Origin of the sequence: Nocardia sp. NPDC051570 (genome assembly GCF_044454005.1) — a bacterium.
Lineage (GTDB): Bacteria > Actinomycetota > Actinomycetes > Mycobacteriales > Mycobacteriaceae > Nocardia.
In genome coordinates this window covers 267,217-290,083 of record NZ_JBITDI010000007.1, presented here as the reverse complement: position 1 = coordinate 290,083, position 22,867 = coordinate 267,217, and the positions used below count along the sequence as shown (strand labels likewise).

Here is a 22,867-nt window from a genome sequence, read left to right as displayed (position 1 = left end):
AGGAGTGACCATGTCCCAGACTCGCCTTCTCGCTCTCGTCGGTAGCCTGCGCACCGGGTCGTTCAACCGGCAGCTCGCCGAGGCCGCCGCCCAGACCGCCCCGGAGGGTGTCGAGGTCGAGATCTTCTCCGGTCTCGCCGATATCCCTTTCTACAACGAGGACATCGACATTCCCGGTAGCGAGCCCGCGACGGCGACCGCATTGCGCGACGCGGTGGCCGCGGCCGACGGCCTGCTGCTGTTCGTCCCCGAGTACAACGGCACCATCCCCGCCGCGCTGAAGAATGCCATCGACTGGGCCTCGCGCCCCTACGGCCAGGGCAGCCTCAAGGCCAAGCCCGCCGCGGTGATCAGCGCCTCGATCAGCCCGAACGCCGCCAAGTGGTCGCACGCCGACACCGTCAAGGCCCTCACCGTCGCCGGCGCCGCGGTAGTCGAGAGCGCCCACCTCCACTTCGGCACCATCAACCAGCGCTTCGCCGAGGCCCACCCCCGCGAAGACGCCGAGGCCCTCACCCAACTCGCCGCCGCCGTCCACGACCTGGTCGAGGCCGCCCAGGCCCGCGTCAACGCCTGACCCATCCAGCGGAGCTACCTCTGTCCCCCGCCCGGCGCGTCAGCGCCGGGCGGGGGTCTTCGGTTTCATCGGTGGAATGTATAGACTATGAAAACCGTTTTCAGCAGTGGAGGTGACAGTATGAAGGTTCGGAACTCGTTGCGGTCGTTGAAGGACAAGCCGGGGGCTCAGGTCGTGCGGCGGCGGGGGCGTACGTTCGTGATCAACAAGAAGGAGCCGCGGTTCAAGGCTCGCCAAGGCTGACGACACGCCGGTGTCCAGGGCCGCTCGTCCGGTGTGGATGGGCGGCCCTTTGCTGTGACCCGGTGCCGTGTGACTGGTGATGCGGATGAGTTTGCTGGGAAAGAGCTGTGACGCGAAATCGTGATCTGCGCCACTGTCGTGTCGGGTTGCGAATCGACTGTCCAGGTACTTACGCCGACCGAATTTCACCTTTGTGACTCGCAACATGTCGTGTTGGATGAATCTGTCGGCCACTAGGTGTAGTGTCTACGGCACTGGAGAACGATGCGGACTCCGCGCCGGTCACACTCACGCGACCTGGGCCTAGGCGACCGCTTCCAGGGGTTTGCGCAGGATCAGGACTTGTCCCGGCGTGCGGGTGGCCGGGGAGCTGGCTTCAGTCGTGCACTGCATACCGGACAAGGCAAGGAGAAGAGGGAGACCAATGACCATCACCGTCTACACCAAGCCCGCTTGTGTTCAGTGCAATGCCACCTACCGCGCCCTCGACAAGGCCGGTGTGGATTACGAGGTCGTCGACATCTCCGAGAACCCCGAGGCCCGCGATTTCGTCATGGCGCTGGGCTACCTGCAGGCGCCCGTGGTTGTCGCCGGCGACGACCACTGGTCCGGCTTCCGCCCGGACCGCATCAAGGCCCTGGTGACTGCCGCAGCCTGATCGCTCCGCGCTCAGGCACGTCAGTGTGACTGCTCGGGCACGTCATCTGATATCCGGCGGAGAAAGGGGGAGTGGTGCCGAATCTGGTCTACTTCTCGAGCGCGTCGGAGACCACGCATCGTTTCGTGCGGCGGCTGGGTCTCCCGGCCGCCCGCATTCCGCTTCACACCGCCGATTCGCTTCGCGTCGACGAGCCCTATGTGCTGATCTGCCCCACCTACGGTGGCGGCAAGAGCGTCCTGGGCGGCAACAGATCCGATAAGGAGTTCGTACCCCGTCAGGTTGCGAAGTTCCTCAACGATCCGCACAATCGTGCGCTGTTGCGCGGCGTCGTCGCGGCCGGCAACACCAACTTCGGCGAGACGTACTGCTATGCGGGAGAAGTGATCTCACGCAAGTGCGGGGTGCCGTACCTGTATCGCTTCGAACTCATGGGAACCGCCGAGGACGTCGAGCGCGTCCGAGAGGGATTGGGATTGTTTTGGCAACGACAACAGCACCGGCCGGAAAAACGGCCCGCCTAGAGCGTCCGGTCAGCAACGAGGCCGTCACCGAGGGCATGGACTATCACGCCCTCAACGCGATGCTGAACCTGTACGGTCCGAACGGCGAGATCCAGTTCGAGCGGGATCGCGAGGCCGCGCGGCAGTACTTCCTGCAGCATGTCAACCAGAACACCGTCTTCTTCCACAACCTCGACGAGAAGCTCGACTACCTCGTCGAGGAGAACTACTACGAGCCCGAGGTACTGGACCAGTACAGCCGGGGCTTCGTGAAGAAGCTGTTCCAGCAGGCCTACGCCAAGAAGTTCCGGTTCCCCACCTTCCTCGGCGCGTTCAAGTACTACACCTCGTACACGCTCAAGACCTTCGACGGCAAGCGCTACCTCGAGCGCTTCGAGGACCGGGTGTGCATGGTCGCGCTGACCCTGGCCTCGGGCGCCGAGCCGCTGGCAGAGGCGCTGGTCGACGAGATCATGGACGGCCGCTTCCAGCCGGCCACCCCGACCTTCCTCAACTCGGGCAAAAAGCAGCGCGGCGAGCCAGTTTCATGCTTCCTCCTGCGCATCGAGGACAACATGGAGTCCATCGGCCGCTCGATCAACTCCGCGCTGCAGCTGTCCAAGCGCGGCGGCGGAGTCGCGCTGTTGCTCAGCAACATTCGTGAGCACGGCGCGCCGATCAAGAAGATCGAGAACCAGTCCTCGGGCGTCATCCCGATCATGAAGCTGCTGGAGGATTCGTTCTCCTACGCCAATCAGCTCGGCGCGCGACAGGGCGCGGGCGCGGTGTATCTGCAGGCGCACCACCCCGATATCTACCGCTTCCTCGATACCAAGCGCGAGAACGCGGACGAGAAGATCCGCATCAAGACCCTGAGCCTGGGCGTGGTGATCCCGGACATCACCTTCGAGCTGGCCAAGCGCAACGAGGATATGTACCTGTTCTCGCCCTACGACGTCGAGCGTATCTACGGCGTGCCGTTCGCCGATGTGAATGTCACCGAGAAGTACTACGAGATGGTCGACGACAAGCGGATCCGCAAGTCGAAGATCAACGCGCGCGAGTTCTTCCAGACCATCGCCGAGCTGCAGTTCGAGTCCGGCTATCCGTACATCATGTACGAGGACACGGTGAATCGGGCCAACCCGATCGCGGGCAAGATCACCCACTCCAACCTGTGCTCGGAGATCCTGCAGGTCTCCACGCCCTCGATCTACAACGACGATCTGTCCTATGCCACAGTGGGCAAGGACATCTCGTGCAATCTGGGCTCGCTCAACATCGCCAAGGCCATGGATTCGCCGGACTTCGGCCGGACCGTGGAGACCGCGATCCGCGCGCTGACCGCCGTCTCGGATCAGACCCACATCTACTCGGTGCCGTCGATCGAGCAGGGCAACAACCAGTCGCACGCCATCGGCCTGGGGCAGATGAATCTGCACGGCTATCTGGCCCGCGAGCACATCTACTACGGCTCGGACGAGGGCGTCGACTTCACCAACATCTACTTCTACACGGTCGCCTTCCACGCGATCCGGGCGTCGAACACCCTCGCCTTCGAGCGCGGGCGGACCTTCGGCGGCTTCGCCGAATCGAAGTACGCCAGCGGTGAGTACTTCGACAAGTACACCGAGCAGACCTGGGAGCCCGCGACCGAGCGGGTGCGGCAGATCTTCGCCGAGGCCGGGGTGCACATCCCGACCCAGGACGACTGGCGTGAGCTCAAGGCCTCGGTGATGGCCCACGGCATCTACAACCAGAACCTGCAGGCGGTTCCGCCGACCGGGTCGATCTCCTATATCAACCACTCCACCAGCTCGATCCACCCGGTGGCGTCGAAGATCGAGATCCGCAAGGAAGGCAAGATCGGGCGCGTCTACTACCCCGCGCCCTATATGACCAACGAGAACCTCGACTACTTCGAGGATGCCTACGACATCGGCTACGAGAAGATCATCGACACCTACGCCGCGGCCACTCAGCATGTGGATCAGGGCCTGTCGCTGACGCTGTTCTTCAAGGACACCGCCACCACCCGCGACGTCAACAGGGCCCAGATCTACGCCTGGCGCAAGGGCATCAAGACCCTCTACTACATCCGCATCCGCCAGATGGCGCTGGAGGGCACCGAGGTCGAGGGCTGCGTGAGCTGCATGCTCTGAGTAAAGGCATTGCGCGAGGGGCGTTTCCGGTAATCCGGAGACGCCCCTTTGCTATGCGTCCGTTCCGAGCTCCAGGGACCGGGCCGGACCGCCAGCAGGGCCCCGCACTCGTCGTCCCTGAGTGACGAACCCCGCAACCCGCAAGCGGCGACGAGGGCCAGCAGGAACACCGCCGACGGCGCACTGAACGACGCATCCCGAGGATCGCGGCGAGCGCGGAATCGGAACGAGACACCCGCCGGGCCGACACCCGCGCCGCGATCTCGGCCCTCATTCGGTCATTGCGAGCCCCAGCGCACGGATGAGCGTGAATTCCGTCAACACTGCGTCAGGATTTCGTTTCGGCGCGTGATCATGGGGTTCTGGCCGGTCAGGATGGTTGGTGGCACGGCGTACGCCGACGCCGCGGCGCGGGCAGGGCACAGCCCCTCGCGTCGGCCGTCCGATCGGTGACAGGGAGGGCGACCGTGAGAGCGACACTGACCGCCCGCCTGGGCGTGCTGGCGGGGATCGGGCGTGGCTATGCGGCACGCGTGGACTGGCGTCGGCGCGTGGCCGGATTCGGACTGGCCGCGCTGCTGCTGCCGCTGATCACCGGGCTGCTGGCCGTGTTGCGGCCGGAGCTGTCGCTGTTCGGCGACACCCTGGTCTTCCTGTTCGTGGTCGCGGCGGTCTCGCTGATCGGCGGGCGGTTCGCGGCGCTGGTGGCGAGCTTCGCCGGATTCCTGTTGCTCGCTTACTACTTCGCGCCCCCGCTGCATTCGTTCGCGGTGGCCGATCCGCGGGACGTGCTGCTGCTGGTCGCCTATCTGCTGGCCGGCGCGGTCCTCGACACCCTGATCGAACGGGTGATCCGGCGGGCCCGCACCACCGCCGAGGCCGGGGCGCCGGAGGTCGATCGGACGCGGACCGCGCTGCTCACCGCCGTCGGCCACGACCTGCGCACGCCGCTGGCCGCCGCGTTGGCCGCGGTGGACGGGCTGGCCAGCGACGATATCCATCCCAGCGAGGATCAGCGTCGTGATCTGCTCGATGTCGCCTCGGTCTCGCTGCGCAAACTCGACGGCCTGGTCGAAAACCTGATGGAGCTCAGCAAGTTACGCGCGGGCACGCTGGCCATCGCGACGAGGTCGGTCCACGTCGTGGACATGGTCGAATCGACCATCGCCGATCTGGGTCCGGCCGCGATCGCGGTGCAGACGCGGGTGGCTGCCGCGCTGCCGCCGGTGGTGGTCGATCCGGCGCTGCTCGATCGTGCGCTGAACAACCTGCTGCACAACGCCTTACGCTTCGCGCCCGGCGACAGCGGGGTGCTGGTGACCGCCAACGCCTGCGGCGACGCGGTGCAGATCCGGATCATCGATCATGGTCCCGGCATTCCGATCACCCATCGGGAGAAGGTCTTTCAGCCCTTCCAGCGATTCGACGATCGCGACAACCACACCGGTACCGGACTCGGCCTGGCGCTGGCGCGCGGGTTGGTGGAGGCGATGGGCGGACGCCTCATGCCGGACGACACACCCGGGGGCGGGTTGACGATGATCGTCACCCTGCCGGCCGTCGCGACCAGTCGCGAACCGGCGCCGTCCTGGTAATCGGCCCGTATCGTCCCCGCTGGCATGTCGGGAGTCCCCGAACAGTAAAATAGGCGGGCAGTTGCTGTGCGCCGGGCGGCGCACCCGTGACAAGTGGCCGAGAACGAGGAGGTGGGTAGCTGTGCGTAGCGAACCCCCCAGTCGAAGGCCGTGCGGCGCCGCCCCTACGTCCTGCCGGTAGTTCGGCGGCAGCGGGGTCGGTGCCTCGCGGTGTGATCCGGTATCTCGATCCACTCATCATCGACTCGCTTGCCGAGGAACTGCCATGTCGCCGACAGATCTGTCCGTCGCTGCCCCCACGCTGTCCCCCGGGACCGCGCCCGCCGTATCGCTGTGCGACGTCGTCGGCAGCCACCGCGTGGAGGCTACGCTGCGCTGGCTGGAGGCCCATCCGCCGCATCTGATCGCCGACGAACTCGCGCGCATGGACGCCCTGCACGCCGGGATGGCCTTCCGGCTGCTGGACAAGGATCGAGCGCTGGCGGTATTCGAGGAGCTCGAGCCGGTCGATCAGCAGCAGATCCTCACCGGTCTGCGCGATCAGAGCTTCCGCGAACTGGTCGAGGAGATGGATCCCGACGACCGCGCCCGGATGCTGCGCGAGGCCCCGGCCAAGGTCGCCAAGAAGGTGCTGGCCGGGCTGAGCCCGCACGAGCGGCGGATGACCGCGGCGTTGCTGGGCTATCCGGAGGGGTCGGTCGGCCGGTACATGACCCCGGAAGTCGTTGCGCTGCCGCGGGATCTGACGGTCGAACAGGCGCTGCGTTCCGTGCGTGCCAAGGGTTCGGGCGCCGAGACGGTGTACACCCTGCCCGTGGTCGACGGCGGGCGGCGGCTGATCGGCATCGTGGAGCTGCGCGAGCTGGTGCTCAGTGCGCCCGAGGCGATGGTGTCCGATCTCGTTGTCACCGAACCGGTTTTCGCGCGCGCCACCGATTCCGCCGAACGGGCGGCCCGGCTGATGCGCGAGACCAATGTCATCAATCTGCCGGTGGTCGACAGCGAGGACCGGCTCGTGGGATTGCTCACCATCGATGATGCGGTGGAAGTGATCGAGGCCGCCGACAGCGAGGACGTCGCGCGCCAGGCCGGCACCCAGCCCTGGGCCGGACATTACATGGCGGCCAAGGTCTTTCAGCTGGCCCGATACCGGGCGATGTGGCTGCTGCTCCTGCTGGTCGCGGCGACGCTGACGGTGACGGTCACCGACGCCTTCCAGGCGACGCTGGCGCAGGCGGCGCATCTGGCCCTGTTCATTCCGCTGCTGATCGGCGCGGGCGGCAATGCCGGGGCGCAGGCGGCGACCTCGTGTGTGCGGGCGCTGGCGGTCGGCGAGGTCCGGGTGTCGGATCTGCTGAAGGTGATCTGGCGCGAGCTGCGGGTGGGGCTGGTGCTGGGCGCGATGCTGGCCACGGTCGGCATGCTCATCGGGGCGGTGTTCGTCGGGGGACGGATCGCGGTGGTGGTGGGCATCACGCTGGTGGTCATCTGCGGCTGGGCCGCGACCATCGGCGGCACGATGCCGTTGCTGGCCAAGCGGTTACGGATCGATCCGGCGGTGATCTCCGCGCCGATGGTCACCACACTGGTGGACGCGACCGGACTGGTCATCTACTTCACCACCGCCAAGATGGTGCTGGGCATCTGATCCGCCATGCCGGTCCCGCACCGGTTGTGACGGTGGGCATTCCGGTACGCTCCCAGGCGTCGTTGCGGATCCCAGGACGCATTCTGCGCGTTCGTCCAGGACGGTCGGAGACACAAGGTCTTGTGTTGTTCGTTGTTGTCAGACCCCAGTAGTAGTGTTCTGGGCGAGGGAAATCCGCACGGATTCGGCGAGGCGAGAAGGGTGAGTGAGCGGGTGTGAAACTGATCGATAGAGTGTCTGCGATCAACTGGAACCGGGTGCCCGACGAGAAGGATGCCGAGGTCTGGGACAGGCTGGTCGGCAACTTCTGGTTGCCCGAGAAGGTTCCGGTGTCCAATGACATTCCGTCGTGGGCCACCCTGACCGCGCCGGAGAAGCAGCTCACCATGCGCGTGTTCACCGGTCTCACGCTGCTGGACACCATCCAGGGCACGGTCGGCGCGGTGAGCCTGATTCCCGACGCGATCACCCCGCACGAGGAGGCGGTGCTCACCAACATCGCGTTCATGGAGTCGGTGCACGCCAAGAGCTACAGCTCGATCTTCTCCACGCTGTGCTCCACCCGCGAGATCGACGACGCGTTCCGCTGGTCGGAGGAGAACCGCAACCTGCAGCGCAAGGCCGAGATCGTCCTCGCCTACTACCGCGGCGACGAGCCGCTCAAGCGCAAGGTGGCCTCCACGCTGCTCGAGAGCTTCCTGTTCTACTCCGGCTTCTACCTGCCGATGTACTGGTCCTCGCGCGCCAAGCTCACCAACACCGCCGACCTGATCCGCCTGATCATCCGCGACGAGGCGGTGCACGGCTACTACATCGGCTACAAGTACCAGAAGGGCCTCGAGCAGCTCGCCCCCGCCGAGCGCGACGAGCTGAAGAACTACACCTTCGAACTGCTCTACGAGCTCTACGAGAACGAGGTCGAATACACCCAGGACCTCTACGACGAGGTCGGCCTCACCGAGGACGTCAAGAAGTTCCTGCGCTACAACGCCAACAAGGCCCTGATGAACCTCGGCTACGAGGGCCTGTTCCCCAAGGACGAAACCGACGTCAACCCGGCCATCCTCTCGGCGTTGTCGCCGAACGCCGACGAGAATCATGACTTCTTCTCGGGGTCGGGTTCGAGCTACGTCATCGGTAAGGCCGTGAATACCGAGGATGAGGACTGGGAGTTCTGAGGTTCCGTACCGCCTGAGGTGGGCGCGTCAGATCGTTGCTGGCGCGCTGCCCCAGCCCGGCCCCGCGAGTAAGGCGGCCGCGCGTTGGCGAATCAGCGAAATCTGATCCCCCCCCCTGCGAAATCGGAGGTTTGGGCGGAGATCTGTGCTCGATGTTTGCGGTAGCGCAGGGTGACCCTGTCGACCAGGGCGCAGGGGGCGAGGGCGGAGGCGGCCATGAGCAGGCCGGTGTCTTCCATATTGCGTAGGCCCGCCCAGCCTCCGGCGGTGAGGAGCAGGTGGCGGCGCCACATCGTTCCGGCGGGGTGGACGGGTAGGCGGTAGTCGTCGGGCTCGGTCACCCAGGCCTCGAGCAGTGCGCCGCGGGGGAGCAGGCCCGGCGGGAACGGTAGCGGAAACTCCACCAGCTCACCGGAATACAGCAGATCGCGCGCCACACCTATGGCGAAACCCGCGGCGGGGTGTGTGTTCAGGGCCGCGACGAGTGTTTCGAGTGCGGTCGGCTCGAGTTGGTCATCGGCGTCGAGGTTCTGCACAAGGGGGGCCCGTGCGCGGCCCAGGGCGACATTGCGGGTGATCGCGGGGCCCTCGCGGGTTCCGTTGAATGCCAGGCGTACTCGCGGATCGTCGGCGGCGCCGCAGGCGATCAGCTCCGGGACGACGGTGGTCGCGGAACCGTCGATCTGGATCAGCCATAGCCAGTCCGGATAGGTCTGGGCGCACAGGGAGCGCCAAGTGTCGGGGAGGAAGTGGGCGTAGGCTCCGTGCACCGCCGTCAACACCTCCACCCGCATGGTGGTCAGTGTGCCATCTCGGCGATCTTGGTGCACTCTCGATATTCAAGCGGCACAATCGGTCCGGCTACGACGGGAGGCAGGGAGCAGGATGGATCACGGAGCTATCGAGCGCGAGCTGGCGGCACTGGCGGCCGGGGCATCACGGGACCTCGATCGCGAATGCGATCTACGGGCTCGGCAGTACATCGCGCGGCGCGTGGAGCCGCAATTCACTGTCGCCTCGGCCGATTTCGCCGCCGATCCCTATCTGATCTGCGCGGATCGCTTCTGGAATCTGAAGTTCACGCAAATGCCCACGCTGGCAACGGCGGTCGATTGCGCGGGCTGGATCGACGAACATGTCGAACCCGAGCACCGCGAGGCCGTGAGCGAGAAGTGGGCGATGGGATATGCGTTCATCACCCGCGACTCGGTGGAATCTGCGGGCGAGATCGCCGATGCCACCGCCGATATCCTCGCCGCCGATCCGGCGGGCGGGCGCGCCTACTTCGCCGTTCTGTACCACGCCGGGAAGCTGCGGGCGAATCTGCGATTCGACGATCTGTACCACTTCCTGGACTCGTCACTGCTGTCGGTATCGATCAGCCGAAGCCGTTGGGGCACACCGTTGTTCGTGGCTCTGCAGTCCTTCGCCGCCCTCGGCAGCCGCACCTACGCCACCGGGCATGCGCGCACCCTGTTCGACCGGGCCTGGAGTTCGCCCGAGCGTACCCGCGAGACCGTCGATGTGGCACTCAACGGTCTCGCGATCGGACTCGACTTCGAGGGCCGGGGCGAACTGCTGCGGGCCCGGGCCACCGAGGCCGTCGCGGAGCGCCCCGGCGACCATATGTTCCACTTCCGCCTGGCGATCGGCCTGCGGCTGTCGGGTGAGTTCGATGCGGCCTTCGACAGCGTCGACACCGCGCTGCGGCTGCTGCCGGCGATCGGCTGGCGCGGCAGCCAGAACCTGTTGCTCGAGCAGTACACCGCGGAACGCGAGAAGATCCGCACCGCGCAGGACGGCGCCCGCCAGGCCGAACAGCTGCGCGAGTTCGGCGACCAGCACCGCCGCGACATCGCCGCTCTCGCAGAGCAATACACCCTGCAGCTGCGCGACCTGTCCGATTCCGCCCTGCGCGGCCAGATCCGCTCCGTCGAGCTGGTGTCACTGTTCGCCGCCGTGATCGCCTTCGCCGTCGGCTCCCTGAACATCACCCTCAACGGCAACCTCGGCCTGGCGGCCCGGCTGTGGATGATCGCCGGACTGGGCGGCGGCCTGGCGATCTTCGCCCTGATCGTCGTCGGCGGGACATGGCTCATCACGCGCCGACGGTAGGAGGTCGGATGTTGTGAAGCTGGAGCTAAAGGTTTTGTAGTAGTCGGTCCATCCGGTAACGGATTCGTGAGAGCGAGCGACCAGTTCGGTGGAGGCAGGATCACTCACTCACCGAGAGAAAAACATCGTGGCGAACATCATCACCAGACTCGCACTGTCCCTGCGGGATTCCCGTGGCGTGACCGGAGTCGGTCAACGCGATTCCGTGCGTCCGGCTCCCGAAGCTATCCGAACAGCCTGCCCCGGCGCCCCTGCTCGATCTGGGCACCCCGGCACGGAACCAATCCAGCGAATAGTGACCGACCGTGCGGGCCACCCGGGTGAGGGATGCTCCTACTGCCTGGCCGGTGTCGATCACGTCTTCGCCCAGTGCGCCGACAGCCCGGCAGTGTCGTATGCCTCCCCGGCCAACGTGTCCGATGTGCGGCGGAACGGCCGAGGAGGTCGTCACGACACCAAGGAGTTCTGCGTAGTTCTGTCGTGATCCGTCAGGCGATCAGGGCGTGAGCGGTGGTGTAGGCCAGTAGGGTCGCGCCGAGTCCGGCGATCACGCTGATCGTCACGTTCAGTGCGGCGTAGAGGTAGTTGCGTTCCTCGGTCAGGCGGATCGTCTCGTAGCCGAAGGTGCTGTAGGTGGTGAGCGCGCCGCAGAAACCCGTTCCGGCCAAGGCGAATACGGGTGTGGCCGCGGCGGCGCCGGTGAGCGCGCCGAGCATCAGGCAGCCGGCGATGTTGACCAGCAGCGTGCCCCAGGGGAAGACGCTGTCGTGGCGGGTCTGCACGGCCCGATCGAGCAGGTAGCGCAGCGGTGCGCCGACCGCGGCGCCCAGGGCGACCAGGAGCAGGGTCATGCTGTGCCCCTGTGTGCATGATGCGAGCGGCGGTGCAGGGTCTCATAGGTCGCGCGGGTGAGCCGCACCGCCAGCATCGTGGCGAGCAGGGCGCAGATCAGCGTTCCGGCCAGATAGCCGAAGGCGAGGCCGATGGTATTGGGTTGCAACAGGTTTCGTATCTCGCTGGCATAGGTGGAGAAGGTCGTGAAGCCGCCGAGGATGCCGACGCCGAGGAACGGCCGCAGCAATCGGTGTGCCATCCATACGTCGGTGATCAGCACCATCAGCACCCCGATGAGAAAGCAGCCGAGCACATTGGTGGTGAAGGTCGCCCACGGGAAGCCGCCGACCGGAGTGGGCCACAGCTGCGCCAGCCCGTAGCGGGCCAGCGCGCCGACGCTGCCGCCGAGGGCGATCACGCCCAGTAGTGTCACCTGATCGCGCACCGGTTCCCATTGCGGCCGTGCGGGATCCGGGTCCAGGTCGGGATCGATCGGCTCCTCGATCAACTCTCTGGTCACACGCGTCTCCTACTCGATTCACGGCAGGCGTACCTGCATCGGGTAGGGACTGTCGGCGGCGCGAATGCCGCGGTTGTTCCGGTGTCCGGAGCGGCGAGCCCCACCGCCGCACATCCGTCCAGGGTAACCAGAGTGATGCCCGAACGTCAGCCTTGAGCGTAGCTGTTCAGTGTGTCGTGCAGATCAACCAGCAGCGCACGGGCGGCGGTGACGCCCGAACCGTGCCAGATCGTGTCGTCGACCGCGAATTGGCGCCGGTCGGAGGTGGAACTCAGCTGCTTCCAACCCTTGGACTTCATGACGGCCTGGCCGTGGTTCTTGCCATCGGGCCCGTCGAACATCACATAGACGATATCGCCCTCGATCCGATCGCGATCGCCGATGGTGTCGGCGCCGGGCACCGTGAAGGTGTGCCCGCGCTGCGGCCCCGGCCGCTGCACACCGGCGTCGGCGAGCACCTGCCCGGCGAAGCTGTCGTCGCCGAGGATCTGAATATCGTTGGCGGAGAAGCGGACCATCGACGCCTGTGAATAGCTCGACGCGACCGAGGCACCCGTATCGCGGGCGACGGTGCGATAGTCGCCGAGGACCTTCTCGGCCGCGCCGGCGCGATCCATACCGTCGGCCAGCGCGGTGAACTGCGCCTGCCAGGGCGCCGCGCCGACCAGGACGGTCGGGGCGATACCGCGCAACGCGTCGGCGTTCGGTGCGGCGGTGCCGAGGATCAGATCCGGTTGCAGCGCGGCGATTTTCGCCGGATCCGGGCTGCCGACCCCGCCCACGCTCGGGATCTTGTTCACGCCGGTGCCCAGATAGGCGGGCTGCGGCGCCGGTCCGTCGAGGGTCGCGGCGCCGACGACGCGCTCCCACAGGCCGACCGCGCACACCGCGTCCAGGGCCGTGGGGTCGAGTACGACGATGCGCTGCGGATCGGTGGGAACCTGGGTTCCGGCGGCCGCATGAGCGCCCGCGGACTGATCCGGTGTGGTCGGCAGCGAGCAGGCCTGACGGGTATCGCGCTCGATGCCGACGACATCCGCCCCGGCGATACTGGTCGTCGTGCGAACGATATTCGCCTCGTCGTCGGATCCGTTCGCGCATCCGGTGAGTAGCATCACCAGCGCCGCTAGCGCGAGTCCACCGGCGCGTAGCCGCCGCGCGCGGACGCGGTCGTCAGCTGGGATGTTGCGGGTGGGGTCGGACTCGAGCACCGGCATGCGGGGAAGGGTACACACGGCCCGCGCCGCGCCCAATTACGACAGAGAGTAGGACCCGGGGCGATGCTTGCGGCAGCACCGATTACGATCTGTCGTAGCGCAAGCCACCCGTCGTTCGCCGTGCGCCGAACCCGGACACGGGAAGACGTGCGTACGACAACGACCAGAAGGCATACCTTCAGGAGGATCAGTGACTGCTGTAGAGCCCCAGCCAGTCCCCAAGTTGGAAGCGACGCGGCCGTACCCTGCGCGGCTGGGTCCGAAGGGTTCGTTCATCTACAAGGCCGTCACCACGACCGACCCGAAGGTGCTCGGCGTCATGTATCTGGTGACGGCGATGTCGTTCTTCCTCATCGGTGGCGTCATGGCGCTGTTGATGCGCGCCGAGCTGGCGCGCCCGGGCCTGCAGTTCCTCTCGCCCGAGCAGTTCAACCAGTTGTTCACCATGCACGGCACGATCATGCTGCTGTTCTATGCGACCGCGATCGTGTTCGGCTTCGCCAACATCGTGCTGCCGCTGCAGATCGGCGCCCCCGACGTCGCCTTCCCGCGCCTGAACGCCTTCAGCTACTGGCTGTACCTGTTCGGCGCGTCCATGGCGACCGCGGGCTTCATCACCCCCGGCGGCGCCGCGGACTTCGGCTGGACCGCCTACACCCCGCTGTCGGATATCGTGCACTCCCCGGGTGTCGGCGCGGATCTGTGGATCATGGGTCTTGCCGTCTCCGGTCTGGGCACCATCCTCGGTGGTGTCAACATGCTCACCACCGTGGTCTGCCTGCGCTGCCCGGGTATGACGCTGTTCCGCATGCCGATCTTCACCTGGAATATCGCCGTCACCAGCGTGCTGGTGCTGCTGGCCTTCCCGCTGCTGACCGCCGCGCTGATGGCACTGGCCTACGACCGGCATCTGGGCGGGCACATCTACGATCCGGCCACCGGCGGCGCGATCCTGTATCAGCATCTGTTCTGGTACTTCGGTCACCCAGAGGTGTACATCATCGCCTTGCCGTTCTTCGGCATCGTCTCGGAGATCTTCCCGGTCTTCAGTCGTAAGCCGATCTTCGGTTACACCACGCTGGTCTACGCGACCCTGGGCATCGCGGCGCTGTCGATCGCGGTGTGGGCGCACCACATGTACGCGACGGGTGCGGTGCTGCTGCCGTACTTCTCGTTCATGACCTTCCTCATCGCGGTGCCGACCGGTGTGAAGTTCTTCAACTGGATCGGCACGATGTGGCGAGGGCAGCTGACCTTCGAATCGCCGATGCTGTTCTCGGTCGGGTTCATCGTGACATTCCTCTTCGGTGGTCTGTCCGGTGTCATCCTCGCCAGCCCGCCGCTGGACTTCCACGTATCCGATACCTACTTCGTGGTCGCGCACTTCCACTACGTGCTCTTCGGCACCATCGTGTTCGCCACCTACGCGGGCATCTACTTCTGGTTCCCGAAGATGACCGGCCGCATGATGGACGAGCGCCTGGGCAAGTGGCACTTCTGGGCGACCATGATCGGCTTCCACACCACCTTCCTGGTGCAGCACTGGCTGGGTGCGCAGGGTATGCCGCGTCGGTACGCGGACTATCTGCCGACCGACGGATTCACCACGCTGAACACCATTTCCACGATCGGCGCGTTCATCCTCGGCGCCTCGACGCTGCCGTTCATCTGGAACGTCTTCAAGAGCTATCGCTACGGCGAGGTCGTGACCGTGGACGATCCGTGGGGCTACGGCAACTCGCTGGAGTGGGCGACCTCCTGCCCGCCGCCGCGGCACAACTTCTACGAGCTGCCGCGTATCCGGTCCGAGCGTCCGGCGTTCGAGCTGCACTATCCGCATATGGTGGAGCGGATGCGGGCCGAGGCCCACGTCGGCTGGGGCGGTAAGTCCCACCACGTCAAGGAGCTCGAGAAGGTGTCGAGCTAGTAGCAGATCACTCCGGCGCGGCGGCCGTCTCTCGAGACGGCCGCCGCGTTCGGTGTCACAGAACGGAGTTTCGTTGTGGGCGCGTCCGAGACGACGGTGCTGATCACCGTCACCGGCCCCGATAAGCCGGGCGTGACCTCGGTGCTGCTGGCGGCGTTATCGCGTAACGGGGTCGATCTGCTCGACGTCGAACAGGTCGTGATCCGGGGTCGGCTGACCCTCGGCGTGCTGGTGAGCTGTCCCGGCGATCCCGAGGGTATGCAGGATCAGCTCGAGGACGCGATGGCCACGGTCGGCATGCAGGTCGATGTCGAGATCGGCGCGAATACGGTTGCCGGAGCCCGGCTCTCGACACATGCGGTGGTGGTGCTCGGCAGCCCGGTGACCGCGAGGGCGTTCAGCACGATCGCGCGCAAGCTGGCCGAGCAGAACGTGAACATCGACTCCATCCGCGGTATCGCCGACTATCCGGTGACGGGCCTGGAACTGATGGTGACCGCGCCCGTCTCCGATCCGGCCGAGACCCGACTGCGCACGACGCTCGCCGAGGTCGCCGCGACGGCGAATGTCGATGTGGCCGTGGAGCGCGCGGGTCTGGCGCGACGGGCCAAGCGGCTCATCGTGTTCGACGTCGACTCCACGCTCATCCAGGGCGAGGTCATCGAGATGCTGGCCGCGCACGCCGGTGTCGAGGACGAGGTCCGCGCGGTGACCGAGGCGGCCATGGGCGGCGAGATCGACTTCGCCGAATCGCTGCGCCAGCGGGTGGCGACACTGGCCGGGCTCGACGAATCGGTGATCGACGAGGTGGCCGAGGCCATCGAACTGACCGCGGGCGCGCGCACGACCATTCGCACGTTGCGCCGCATGGGTTTTCGCTGCGGCGTGGTCTCCGGCGGCTTCCGGCAGGTGATCGAGCCGCTGGCGCATGAGCTGGAACTGGACTTCGTGCAGGCCAATACGCTCGAGGTGGTCGACGGCAAGCTGACCGGCAGGGTGCTCGGTGAGATCGTGGACCGGCCGGGTAAGGCGGTGGCGCTGCGCCGTTTCGCCGCCGAGGCCGGGGTGCCGATGGAGCAGACGGTCGCGGTCGGCGACGGCGCCAACGATATCGATATGCTCAACGCCGCGGGCCTGGGCATCGCCTTCAATGCCAAACCCGCACTGCGCGAGATCGCCGACACGGCCCTGTCGCATCCGTATCTGGACGCGATCCTGTTCATCCTCGGCGTGACCCGCGAGGAGGTCGAGGCCGCCGATGCCCGCGACGGCCTGTTACGTCGGGTTCCGCTGGACTGAGCGCAATCCCGGTACGCTGAGCTGCATATTCACCCATCTATGGGAGGACTGCGATGCGTGCTCCACTACTGGTGATCGCCTTGCTCGGCCTGACGCTCGTCGCCTGCGGATCCAACAATTCGACCAGCGATCCCGCGCCGACCAGCGCCGCGCCGACCAGCTCGGTGTCATCTCCGGTGAATCTCGACGCGAAGGCCGACGGCACCCGGGTCGCGGTGCGGGCGGGCCAGCAGGTGAAGGTCTCGCTGGCCGCCAATCCGACCACCGGCTACCAGTGGCAGCTGCGAGAGCTCGACCAGGCCATCGTGAAACAGGCCGACGAGCCCGACTTCCGCCCCGACCCGAATCCAGGCAATCGGGTGGGCGTGGGCGGCACCTCGGTCTGGACCTTCACCGCCGTCGCGGCGGGCAGTACCACCCTCACACTGGGCTATCTGCGTCCCTGGGAACAGGGCGTCGAACCGTCCCAGAGCTTCACCGTCACCTTCGACGTCGGCCGCTGAACCTGCTGCCCCGGAATGTGGCGGCAGCGAATCGGTTCCATCCGCTGGGCGGCTACTCGAGGGCCGCGGTCGTTCGCAGGGCGAACGATAGGCTGAATCCGTGACTCCGGAGGCGGTAACCGAACTCGACGCGGGATTCCTTGCGCGGCACGCGGAATTGGCGCGCGGATACGGTGGTGGCGGCGATCCGGACGATCCGGCGCTGGCCCAGGCCATGCAGATGGTGTTGCACATCCCGAAAGACGATCCGCCCCTGCGCAGTTCGCTGCTGGCGGCGGCCGCCACATCCGTGGTCGCGCTATGCCTGGATCCGCGGGTGGGCGCCGAGGGCGAATGGCAACAGCGTTATCTGACCTGGAAGTGGTCTCGCATTCGCAAGGTGTCGCGGCGTGCCCGCGGTGCGCAGTGGCTGACGGCCGAGGAGGTCGACGGGGTGACCGTCGAGGTGGACGGCGCGCAGGCGCGGGCGCTGGTCCCGAGCGCGGTCGGTGAGGTCGACCCGCGCATCCGCAAACTGCAGATCGGCGGCACCGATCTCGAACACGACGCGCCCGGCCCGACCGATCCCGACCTCCCGGTTCTGTGGGTGCATGCGGAATTGGGTATGACTGTGGGCAAGGCGGCCGCACAGGTCGGGCATGCGAGCATGCTGCTCGCCGGTGCGCTGCCGGTGCGACAGGTGTACGCGTGGTCGCTGCGCGGTTACCGGTGCGCGGTACGCGACGCCGGGCCGGAGCAGTGGTCGAGACTGTGCGACCGGGTCCGGGATGGCTCGGCGACCGCCGTGCGCGATGCGGGCTTCACCGAGGTGGCGCCCGGCTCGATGACGGTGATCGCCACCGCGCCCGATCGGTGGTGACGTACCTGCGACGGATGGTCGACGCGAAGGCTTCCGTGCGGGAGGATCGGTGCACGATTTCCGGAGAGGCACGGAGATGACGACACTGTGGATAGTGCTCGGCGTGTGGATCGTGTGCTCGATTCCGGTGGCGTTGGTGCTCGGACGGATGTTCCGCTCACCGCGCCCGCATTCCCGGGAGCGTGACGAATCACACCGTCACGATGACGAATTCAGCCACGGGCAGCGCCGCGGCAGGTTATGACACCTATCGTGCAAACCGACCACAATGGCGACGGCGCGCGTGCGTGGGCAAAGATGGAGCCCGTGCCGCAACCGGATCCCGATCTGCTCATCGATTTCAACGACGTGACCGTCCGGCGGTCGGGCCACACACTGGTGGGTCCGGTCACCTGGCAGGTGGAATTGGACGAACGCTGGGTCGTCCTGGGCCCGAACGGCGCCGGTAAGACCACACTGCTGCGGATGGCCGCGGCCGAGGTGCATCCGACCTCCGGCGAGGCGAATCTGCTCGGCGAGACGCTGGGTCGCACCGATGTCACCGAACTGCGCCCGCGCATCGGCATGTCCTCGGCCGCGGTGGCCAGCCGGGTCCCGCTGGATGAGAAGGTCAGCGATCTGGTGGTGTCGGCGGGCTATGCGGTGATGGGCCGCTGGCGCGAGGAATACGACGATATCGACACCGACCGCGCCATCGATATGCTGGAAAGCCTGGGCGCCGAACATCTTTCGGATCGGGCCTACGGCACCCTGTCGGAGGGCGAGCGCAAGCGGGTGCTGATCGCCCGCGCCCTGATGACCGATCCCGAACTGCTCCTGCTGGACGAACCGGCCGCGGGTCTGGACCTGGGCGGGCGCGAGGAGCTGGTGGAGAAGCTCGGCGATCTCGCCTCCGATCCCGACGCCCCCGCCACCGTGCTGGTCACCCATCACGTCGAGGAGATCCCGCCCGGTTTCACCCACGCCCTGCTGCTCAACGAGGGCAGCATCGTCTCCCAGGGCCTGCTCGCCGACGTACTCACCGCCGAGAACCTCAGCGAGGCCTTTCGCCAATCCATCGCCCTGGACCGCATCGACGGCCGCTACTTCGCCCGCCGCTCCCAGCGCCTGGGTCGTCACCGCCGCGGTTGATGCTTGTCCTCCCTACACCAAGCAGACGTTAGGGTGCGAGTTGTGAGCGAGACTGTTGCCGGGCCCGGTTCCGTGCCCAAGGATGCGTCGACGGTGATGCTGGTGCGCGACGGGGACGACGGGCCGGAGGTGTTTCTGCAGCGGCGGGTCGAGGCGATGGCGTTCGCGGCCGGGATGACCGTCTTTCCCGGCGGCGGGGTGGATCCCTCCGACGCGCAGGCCGAAATCGGTTGGGCCGGGCCGGATCCGGCGTGGTGGGGGGAGCGCTTCGGCATCGACGCCGCGCGGGCGCAGGCGCTGGTGTGCGCCGCGGTGCGCGAGACCTTCGAGGAATGCGGTGTGCTGCTGGCCGGGCCGACCGCCGAGACCGTCGTCTCCGATACCGCCGCCTATCGCGCGGTCCGTGGGGCGCTGGAGCGCCGTGAGCTGTCCCTCGGCCGATTCCTGTCCGAGGAGAATCTGGTGCTGCGCGCGGATCTGTTGCGGCCCTGGGCGAATTGGATCACCCCGGTGGTGGAGACCCGTCGCTACGACACCCGCTTCTTCGTCGCCGTGCTGCCGCGGGGCCAGCGCGCCGACGGCGCCACCACCGAGGCGCACGAGGTCCGCTGGTGCACCCCGGCCCAGGCATTGGACCGCTGGCGTTCCGGACTCGACGTGCTGCTCCCGCCCACCTGGTCCCAGCTGATGGCATTGGCCGAATTCCCGTCCACCGCAGCCATTCTCGTGGCGAATCCGGTGATCGAGCCGATCATGCCGGTGCTCGGCGCCGAGGAGGGGCAGCCGAGGCTCGGGTTCCCGGACAATCTCCGCTACTTCGGCGAGCTTCCCGACGGTTCCCGAATCCGCGGCTCGCAGCGGCCCGACTGAGTATCTGTAGGCTCGTCCGTCGTGGCCGAATTCGTGACCGTGGACCGACCCGAGGCGGGGATCGCCGTGCTGCGCATCGCGCGGCCGCCGATGAATCTGATCGATCTGCAGGTGGCCCGGGAGGTCGCCGACGCGGCCGAGCGGATCGCCGGGGACGAGGAGATCGCCGCGGTGATCGTCTACGGCGACGAGCGGGTGTTCAGCGCGGGCGACGAGGTGGCCGAGCTGGAGCGCTGGACCTACGAGCAGGGCAAGGCGGTGGCCGACGGCCTGCAGACCGCCCTGCACGGTCTGTCCCTGATTCCGCGGCCGACGGTCGCGGCGATCAGCGGATATGCCCTGGGCTCCGGGCTGGAGCTGGCATTGGGCGCGGATCGGCGCATCATCGGCGACAACGTGAAGCTCGGTCTGCCGCAGATCCGGACGGGTCTGATCCCGCTGGCCGGGATTCGCCGGCTGAGCCTGCTCATCGGCGACGCGCGCGCGAAGGATCTGGTGTTCACCGGGCGCTTCGTCGATCCGGCGGAGGCCGCGGCCATCGGTCTGGTCGACGAGGTGGTCGCCCCGGACGATGTCTACACCGCCGCGCTGCGCTGGGCCCGGCAGTTCGTGGGCGGCCCGGCCCGTGCGCTGGCCGCGGCCAAGCGGGTGTTCGCCGCGGGCGTGCTGGGCAGTGAGACGGCCCGCGCCGAATGGGCGGAGTTGTTCGCGACCGAAGATCGCAGCATAGGAACACGTTCTCATCTCATCGACGGACCGGGTGCGGCCGAATTCGTGGGCCGCTGAGCGGGCAGTCTTGGACGCTCGACTACGCTTTTCGACCATGACCGCACGTCCTGAGGACCCCGCGCCGAACCCGCATGCCACCGAGGCCGAGGTCCAGGCCGCCTATAGCGACAACAAGCTCGCCCAGGTCCTGTATCACGACTGGGAGGCCGAGACCTACGACGACAAGTGGTCGATCTCCTATGACGAGCGCTGTATCGCCTATGCCCGCGGTCGCTTCGACGCCGTCGCCCCGAATGCGCCGCTGCCGGTCGAGCGCGCCCTCGAACTCGGCTGCGGCACCGGATTCTTCCTGCTGAACCTGATGCAGTCCGGGGTGGCGAGGCGCGGTTCGGTCACCGACCTGTCGCCCGGCATGGTGAAGGTCGCGTTGCGCAATGCCGAGCACCTCGGGCTGGAGGTCGACGGCCGGGTGGCCGATGCGGAGACCATCCCGTACGAGGACGACACCTTCGATCTGGTCGTGGGTCATGCTGTGCTGCACCACATTCCGGATGTGGAGCTGGCGCTCAAGGAATGCCTGCGGGTGCTGAAGCCGGGCGGGCGATTCGTCTTCGCGGGTGAGCCGACCACGATCGGCAACCTCTACGCGCGCAAGCTGGGTCAGATCACCTGGAAGGCCACCACCGAGGTCACCAAGCTGCCGTTCCTGCGCGGCTGGCGTCGCTCGCAGGAGGAGCTGGACGAATCCTCGCGCGCCGCGGCCCTCGAGGCCGTGGTCGATCTGCACACCTTCGATCCGTCGAATCTCGAGGCGATGGCCCGTTCGGCCGGTGCGGTCGATGTGCACGCCGAGACCGAGGAGTTCGCCGCGGCCCTGTGGGGCTGGCCGGTGCGCACCTTCGAGGCGGCCGTGCCCGCCGAGAAGCTGACCTGGGGTTACCGCATGGCCCAGTATCGGGCGTGGCTCGGGCTGAGCTGGCTCGATGAGCGGGTGCTCAAACATGTCGTGCCGCGGCAGTTCTTCTACAACGCCATGATCACCGGCGTGAAGCCGGGACCCTCCCAGAAGTAGTGCGTTTCTCGCGCGCGGACGTCGACTACCTCGGCGGCGAGTCCGGACGGGCGGCGCTGGCCGAGGTGGCGCGTCTCGACTTGACCTCGGCGTCGCTGGTGCGTGACCTCGAACGGGTGCGACGCGAGTACGGCGATCGATCGGCCGTGCTCGTGGAGACCGTGCGGCTGCGGCGGCGGGCCGGGGCGAAGCTCGACGATGCGGGCCAATGGCTGTTCACCGATGACGCCCTGCAGCAGGCGACGCCCAGTGCCGTGGCCCGGCATCGGGCGCGGCGGCTGGCGGGCCGGGCGGTGCACGACGTCACGTGTTCGATCGGCGCGGAATTGGCTGCGCTGCACCAGGTCTGCCCCGCGGTGCTCGGCAGCGATCTGGACGACGTGCGGCTGGCGATGGCCGCGCAGAACCTGGCCGGGGCGCGGAATGTCTTGCTGGCCAAGGCGGATGCGCTCGCGCCCTGCAGTACGGATACGGTGATCGTCGCCGATCCGGCCCGCCGCGCCGACGGCCGTCGCACCCACGACCCCGCGAAACTCCAACCGCCACTACCGGATCTGATCGCCGCCCATCGCGGCCGCGACATGGTCGTGAAATGTGCTCCCGGACTGGATTTCGACGCCTTCGTCACCGGCGGCACCGGCCGCGAAACCGCCACCGGCCGAACCGATCCCGCGATGAAATGGGAGGGCGAGGCGGAGGTGGTCTCCCTCGACGGCGCGGTCCGCGAGGCCTGCCTGTGGTCGGCCGGACTCACCGATCCGGGCGTCACCCGCCGCGCGACCGTCCTGTCCTCGACCCGCGCCCCCTGGACCCTCACCGACGCCGACCCCGACGACATCCCCGAGCGCGCACCCGGGGAGTGGATCGTCGACCCCGACGGCGCGGTCGTGCGCGCGGGCCTGGTCCGCCACTACGCCGCGAAACACGGCCTGTGGCAACTGGATCCCCGCATCGCCTACCTCACCGGCAACCAGGTCCCCGACGGTGTACGCGGCTTCCGCATCCTCGACCGCCTGGACTTCCGCGAAAAGCCGCTACGCGCCGAACTCCACCGCCGCACCTGCGGCCCCCTCGAAATCCTCACCCGCGGCGTGGATCTCGACCCCGACGCCCTACGCACCCGCCTCAAGCCCCGAGGCACCGTCCCCCACACCCTCGTCATCACCCGAATAGGCCGCACCCCCACGGTGTTCCTCTGCGAAACCCCGTAATCGGTGAGAAGACATC

General features: G+C 67.2%; 24 protein-coding genes. 20 read left to right on the top strand and 4 right to left on the bottom strand.

The window, feature by feature from the left end; translation table 11 throughout:
• The first annotated feature begins 10 nt into the window (after nucleotides 1–10).
• From ACIA76_RS20065 to nrdF, 8 genes are all read left to right on the top strand, one after another.
• Nucleotides 11–577 carry an NAD(P)H-dependent oxidoreductase gene (locus ACIA76_RS20065; protein WP_397153335.1) on the top strand — a complete coding sequence of 189 codons (567 nt, stop codon included), beginning with the start codon at nucleotides 11–13 and terminating at the stop codon, nucleotides 575–577.
• A 120-nt stretch (nucleotides 578–697) separates the two neighbouring features.
• A complete protein-coding gene (gene ykgO, locus ACIA76_RS20060) occupies nucleotides 698–820 on the top strand; it encodes a type B 50S ribosomal protein L36 (RefSeq protein ID WP_062511938.1) in 123 nt (40 codons plus the stop codon).
• 424 nt (nucleotides 821–1,244) lie between these two features.
• The gene (locus tag ACIA76_RS20055; RefSeq protein ID WP_062511933.1) at nucleotides 1,245–1,478 is read left to right on the top strand and encodes a redoxin NrdH; all 234 of its coding nucleotides are present in this window, start codon (nucleotides 1,245–1,247) and stop codon (nucleotides 1,476–1,478) included.
• A gap of 74 nt (nucleotides 1,479–1,552) precedes the next feature.
• Nucleotides 1,553–2,002 carry a class Ib ribonucleoside-diphosphate reductase assembly flavoprotein NrdI gene (nrdI, locus tag ACIA76_RS20050; RefSeq protein WP_397153334.1) on the top strand — a complete coding sequence of 150 codons (450 nt, stop codon included), beginning with the start codon at nucleotides 1,553–1,555 and terminating at the stop codon, nucleotides 2,000–2,002.
• Between the two features lie 35 nt (nucleotides 2,003–2,037).
• A complete protein-coding gene (gene nrdE / locus ACIA76_RS20045; protein WP_397153496.1) occupies nucleotides 2,038–4,143 on the top strand; it encodes a class 1b ribonucleoside-diphosphate reductase subunit alpha in 2,106 nt (701 codons plus the stop codon).
• Nucleotides 4,144–4,610: 467 nt separating this feature from the next.
• Nucleotides 4,611–5,738 carry an ATP-binding protein gene (locus ACIA76_RS20040; RefSeq protein WP_397153333.1) on the top strand — a complete coding sequence of 376 codons (1,128 nt, stop codon included), beginning with the start codon at nucleotides 4,611–4,613 and terminating at the stop codon, nucleotides 5,736–5,738.
• Nucleotides 5,739–6,003: 265 nt separating this feature from the next.
• Nucleotides 6,004–7,386, top strand: coding sequence for a magnesium transporter (mgtE, locus tag ACIA76_RS20035; RefSeq protein WP_397153332.1), 1,383 nt, complete (start codon nucleotides 6,004–6,006; stop codon nucleotides 7,384–7,386).
• 215 nt (nucleotides 7,387–7,601) lie between these two features.
• On the top strand, nucleotides 7,602–8,564 hold the full coding sequence (nrdF, locus tag ACIA76_RS20030) for a class 1b ribonucleoside-diphosphate reductase subunit beta (protein WP_397153331.1): 963 nt from the start codon (nucleotides 7,602–7,604) through the stop codon (nucleotides 8,562–8,564).
• Between the two features lie 92 nt (nucleotides 8,565–8,656).
• On the opposite strand, the gene ACIA76_RS20025 is transcribed toward nrdF, so the two are convergent.
• Complete coding sequence (locus ACIA76_RS20025; RefSeq protein ID WP_397153330.1) at nucleotides 8,657–9,358, bottom strand: glycosyltransferase family 2 protein; 702 nt, start codon at nucleotides 9,356–9,358, stop codon at nucleotides 8,657–8,659.
• Nucleotides 9,359–9,449: 91 nt separating this feature from the next.
• On the opposite strand from ACIA76_RS20025, the gene ACIA76_RS20020 reads away from it, so the two are divergent.
• Both ACIA76_RS20020 and ACIA76_RS20015 read left to right on the top strand, forming a co-directional pair.
• Nucleotides 9,450–10,679 carry a hypothetical protein gene (locus tag ACIA76_RS20020; protein ID WP_397153329.1) on the top strand — a complete coding sequence of 410 codons (1,230 nt, stop codon included), beginning with the start codon at nucleotides 9,450–9,452 and terminating at the stop codon, nucleotides 10,677–10,679.
• Nucleotides 10,680–10,974: 295 nt separating this feature from the next.
• A complete protein-coding gene (locus ACIA76_RS20015) occupies nucleotides 10,975–11,163 on the top strand; it encodes a hypothetical protein (protein WP_397153328.1) in 189 nt (62 codons plus the stop codon).
• A 4-nt stretch (nucleotides 11,164–11,167) separates the two neighbouring features.
• Here ACIA76_RS20015 and crcB read toward each other — a convergent pair whose 3' ends face one another.
• The 3 genes from crcB to ACIA76_RS20000 form a co-directional block, all read right to left on the bottom strand.
• The gene (crcB, locus tag ACIA76_RS20010; protein ID WP_397153327.1) at nucleotides 11,168–11,530 is read right to left on the bottom strand and encodes a fluoride efflux transporter CrcB; all 363 of its coding nucleotides are present in this window, start codon (nucleotides 11,528–11,530) and stop codon (nucleotides 11,168–11,170) included.
• Nucleotides 11,527–12,033, bottom strand: a complete 507-nt coding sequence (locus tag ACIA76_RS20005; RefSeq protein WP_397153326.1) for a fluoride efflux transporter FluC — start codon at nucleotides 12,031–12,033, stop codon at nucleotides 11,527–11,529. Before ACIA76_RS20005 ends, crcB begins: the two co-directional genes overlap by 4 nt.
• A 146-nt stretch (nucleotides 12,034–12,179) precedes the next feature.
• On the bottom strand, nucleotides 12,180–13,250 hold the full coding sequence (locus tag ACIA76_RS20000) for an iron-siderophore ABC transporter substrate-binding protein (protein WP_397153325.1): 1,071 nt from the start codon (nucleotides 13,248–13,250) through the stop codon (nucleotides 12,180–12,182).
• Between the two features lie 190 nt (nucleotides 13,251–13,440).
• Between ACIA76_RS20000 and ctaD the strand changes: the two genes are divergently transcribed.
• The 10 genes from ctaD (at nucleotide 13,441) to ACIA76_RS19950 (ending at nucleotide 22,851) form a co-directional block, all read left to right on the top strand.
• The gene (gene ctaD / locus ACIA76_RS19995) at nucleotides 13,441–15,177 is read left to right on the top strand and encodes a cytochrome c oxidase subunit I (RefSeq protein WP_397153324.1); all 1,737 of its coding nucleotides are present in this window, start codon (nucleotides 13,441–13,443) and stop codon (nucleotides 15,175–15,177) included.
• A gap of 75 nt (nucleotides 15,178–15,252) precedes the next feature.
• A complete protein-coding gene (gene serB / locus ACIA76_RS19990; RefSeq protein WP_397153323.1) occupies nucleotides 15,253–16,476 on the top strand; it encodes a phosphoserine phosphatase SerB in 1,224 nt (407 codons plus the stop codon).
• A gap of 53 nt (nucleotides 16,477–16,529) precedes the next feature.
• Nucleotides 16,530–16,979 (top strand): protease inhibitor I42 family protein, encoded by a 450-nt coding sequence (locus ACIA76_RS19985; protein WP_397153322.1) that lies wholly within the window; start codon nucleotides 16,530–16,532, stop codon nucleotides 16,977–16,979.
• A 100-nt stretch (nucleotides 16,980–17,079) separates the two neighbouring features.
• Nucleotides 17,080–17,838: a peptidyl-tRNA hydrolase gene (locus tag ACIA76_RS19980; RefSeq protein WP_397153321.1), complete on the top strand. Its 759-nt coding sequence runs from the start codon at nucleotides 17,080–17,082 to the stop codon at nucleotides 17,836–17,838.
• A gap of 76 nt (nucleotides 17,839–17,914) precedes the next feature.
• A complete protein-coding gene (locus ACIA76_RS19975) occupies nucleotides 17,915–18,082 on the top strand; it encodes a hypothetical protein (RefSeq protein ID WP_397153320.1) in 168 nt (55 codons plus the stop codon).
• A 53-nt stretch (nucleotides 18,083–18,135) separates the two neighbouring features.
• Nucleotides 18,136–18,969 (top strand): ABC transporter ATP-binding protein, encoded by an 834-nt coding sequence (locus ACIA76_RS19970; protein ID WP_397153495.1) that lies wholly within the window; start codon nucleotides 18,136–18,138, stop codon nucleotides 18,967–18,969.
• A gap of 96 nt (nucleotides 18,970–19,065) precedes the next feature.
• Nucleotides 19,066–19,839 (top strand): NUDIX hydrolase, encoded by a 774-nt coding sequence (locus tag ACIA76_RS19965; protein ID WP_397153494.1) that lies wholly within the window; start codon nucleotides 19,066–19,068, stop codon nucleotides 19,837–19,839.
• 21 nt (nucleotides 19,840–19,860) lie between these two features.
• Nucleotides 19,861–20,625, top strand: a complete 765-nt coding sequence (locus ACIA76_RS19960) for an enoyl-CoA hydratase-related protein (RefSeq protein WP_397153319.1) — start codon at nucleotides 19,861–19,863, stop codon at nucleotides 20,623–20,625.
• 37 nt (nucleotides 20,626–20,662) lie between these two features.
• A complete protein-coding gene (locus ACIA76_RS19955; RefSeq protein ID WP_397153318.1) occupies nucleotides 20,663–21,640 on the top strand; it encodes a class I SAM-dependent methyltransferase in 978 nt (325 codons plus the stop codon).
• A complete protein-coding gene (locus tag ACIA76_RS19950; RefSeq protein WP_397153317.1) occupies nucleotides 21,640–22,851 on the top strand; it encodes a class I SAM-dependent methyltransferase in 1,212 nt (403 codons plus the stop codon). The genes ACIA76_RS19955 and ACIA76_RS19950 overlap by 1 nt, the downstream gene beginning before the upstream one ends.
• Nucleotides 22,852–22,867: the final 16 nt, after the last annotated feature.

Coding starts and splice junctions, on each gene's coding strand:
- ACIA76_RS20065 (WP_397153335.1), top strand. CDS start 11: ATGTCCCAGACTCGCCTTCTCGCTCTCGTCGGTAGCCTGCGCACCGGG.
- ykgO (WP_062511938.1), top strand. CDS start 698: ATGAAGGTTCGGAACTCGTTGCGGTCGTTGAAGGACAAGCCGGGGGCT.
- ACIA76_RS20055 (WP_062511933.1), top strand. CDS start 1,245: ATGACCATCACCGTCTACACCAAGCCCGCTTGTGTTCAGTGCAATGCC.
- nrdE (WP_397153496.1), top strand. CDS start 2,038: ATGGACTATCACGCCCTCAACGCGATGCTGAACCTGTACGGTCCGAAC.
- mgtE (WP_397153332.1), top strand. CDS start 6,004: ATGTCGCCGACAGATCTGTCCGTCGCTGCCCCCACGCTGTCCCCCGGG.
- ACIA76_RS20025 (WP_397153330.1), bottom strand. CDS start 9,358: ATGCGGGTGGAGGTGTTGACGGCGGTGCACGGAGCCTACGCCCACTTC.
- ACIA76_RS20020 (WP_397153329.1), top strand. CDS start 9,450: ATGGATCACGGAGCTATCGAGCGCGAGCTGGCGGCACTGGCGGCCGGG.
- crcB (WP_397153327.1), bottom strand. CDS start 11,530: ATGACCCTGCTCCTGGTCGCCCTGGGCGCCGCGGTCGGCGCACCGCTG.
- ACIA76_RS20000 (WP_397153325.1), bottom strand. CDS start 13,250: ATGCCGGTGCTCGAGTCCGACCCCACCCGCAACATCCCAGCTGACGAC.
- ACIA76_RS19985 (WP_397153322.1), top strand. CDS start 16,530: ATGCGTGCTCCACTACTGGTGATCGCCTTGCTCGGCCTGACGCTCGTC.
- ACIA76_RS19975 (WP_397153320.1), top strand. CDS start 17,915: ATGACGACACTGTGGATAGTGCTCGGCGTGTGGATCGTGTGCTCGATT.
- ACIA76_RS19970 (WP_397153495.1), top strand. CDS start 18,136: ATGGAGCCCGTGCCGCAACCGGATCCCGATCTGCTCATCGATTTCAAC.
- ACIA76_RS19965 (WP_397153494.1), top strand. CDS start 19,066: ATGCTGGTGCGCGACGGGGACGACGGGCCGGAGGTGTTTCTGCAGCGG.
- ACIA76_RS19955 (WP_397153318.1), top strand. CDS start 20,663: ATGACCGCACGTCCTGAGGACCCCGCGCCGAACCCGCATGCCACCGAG.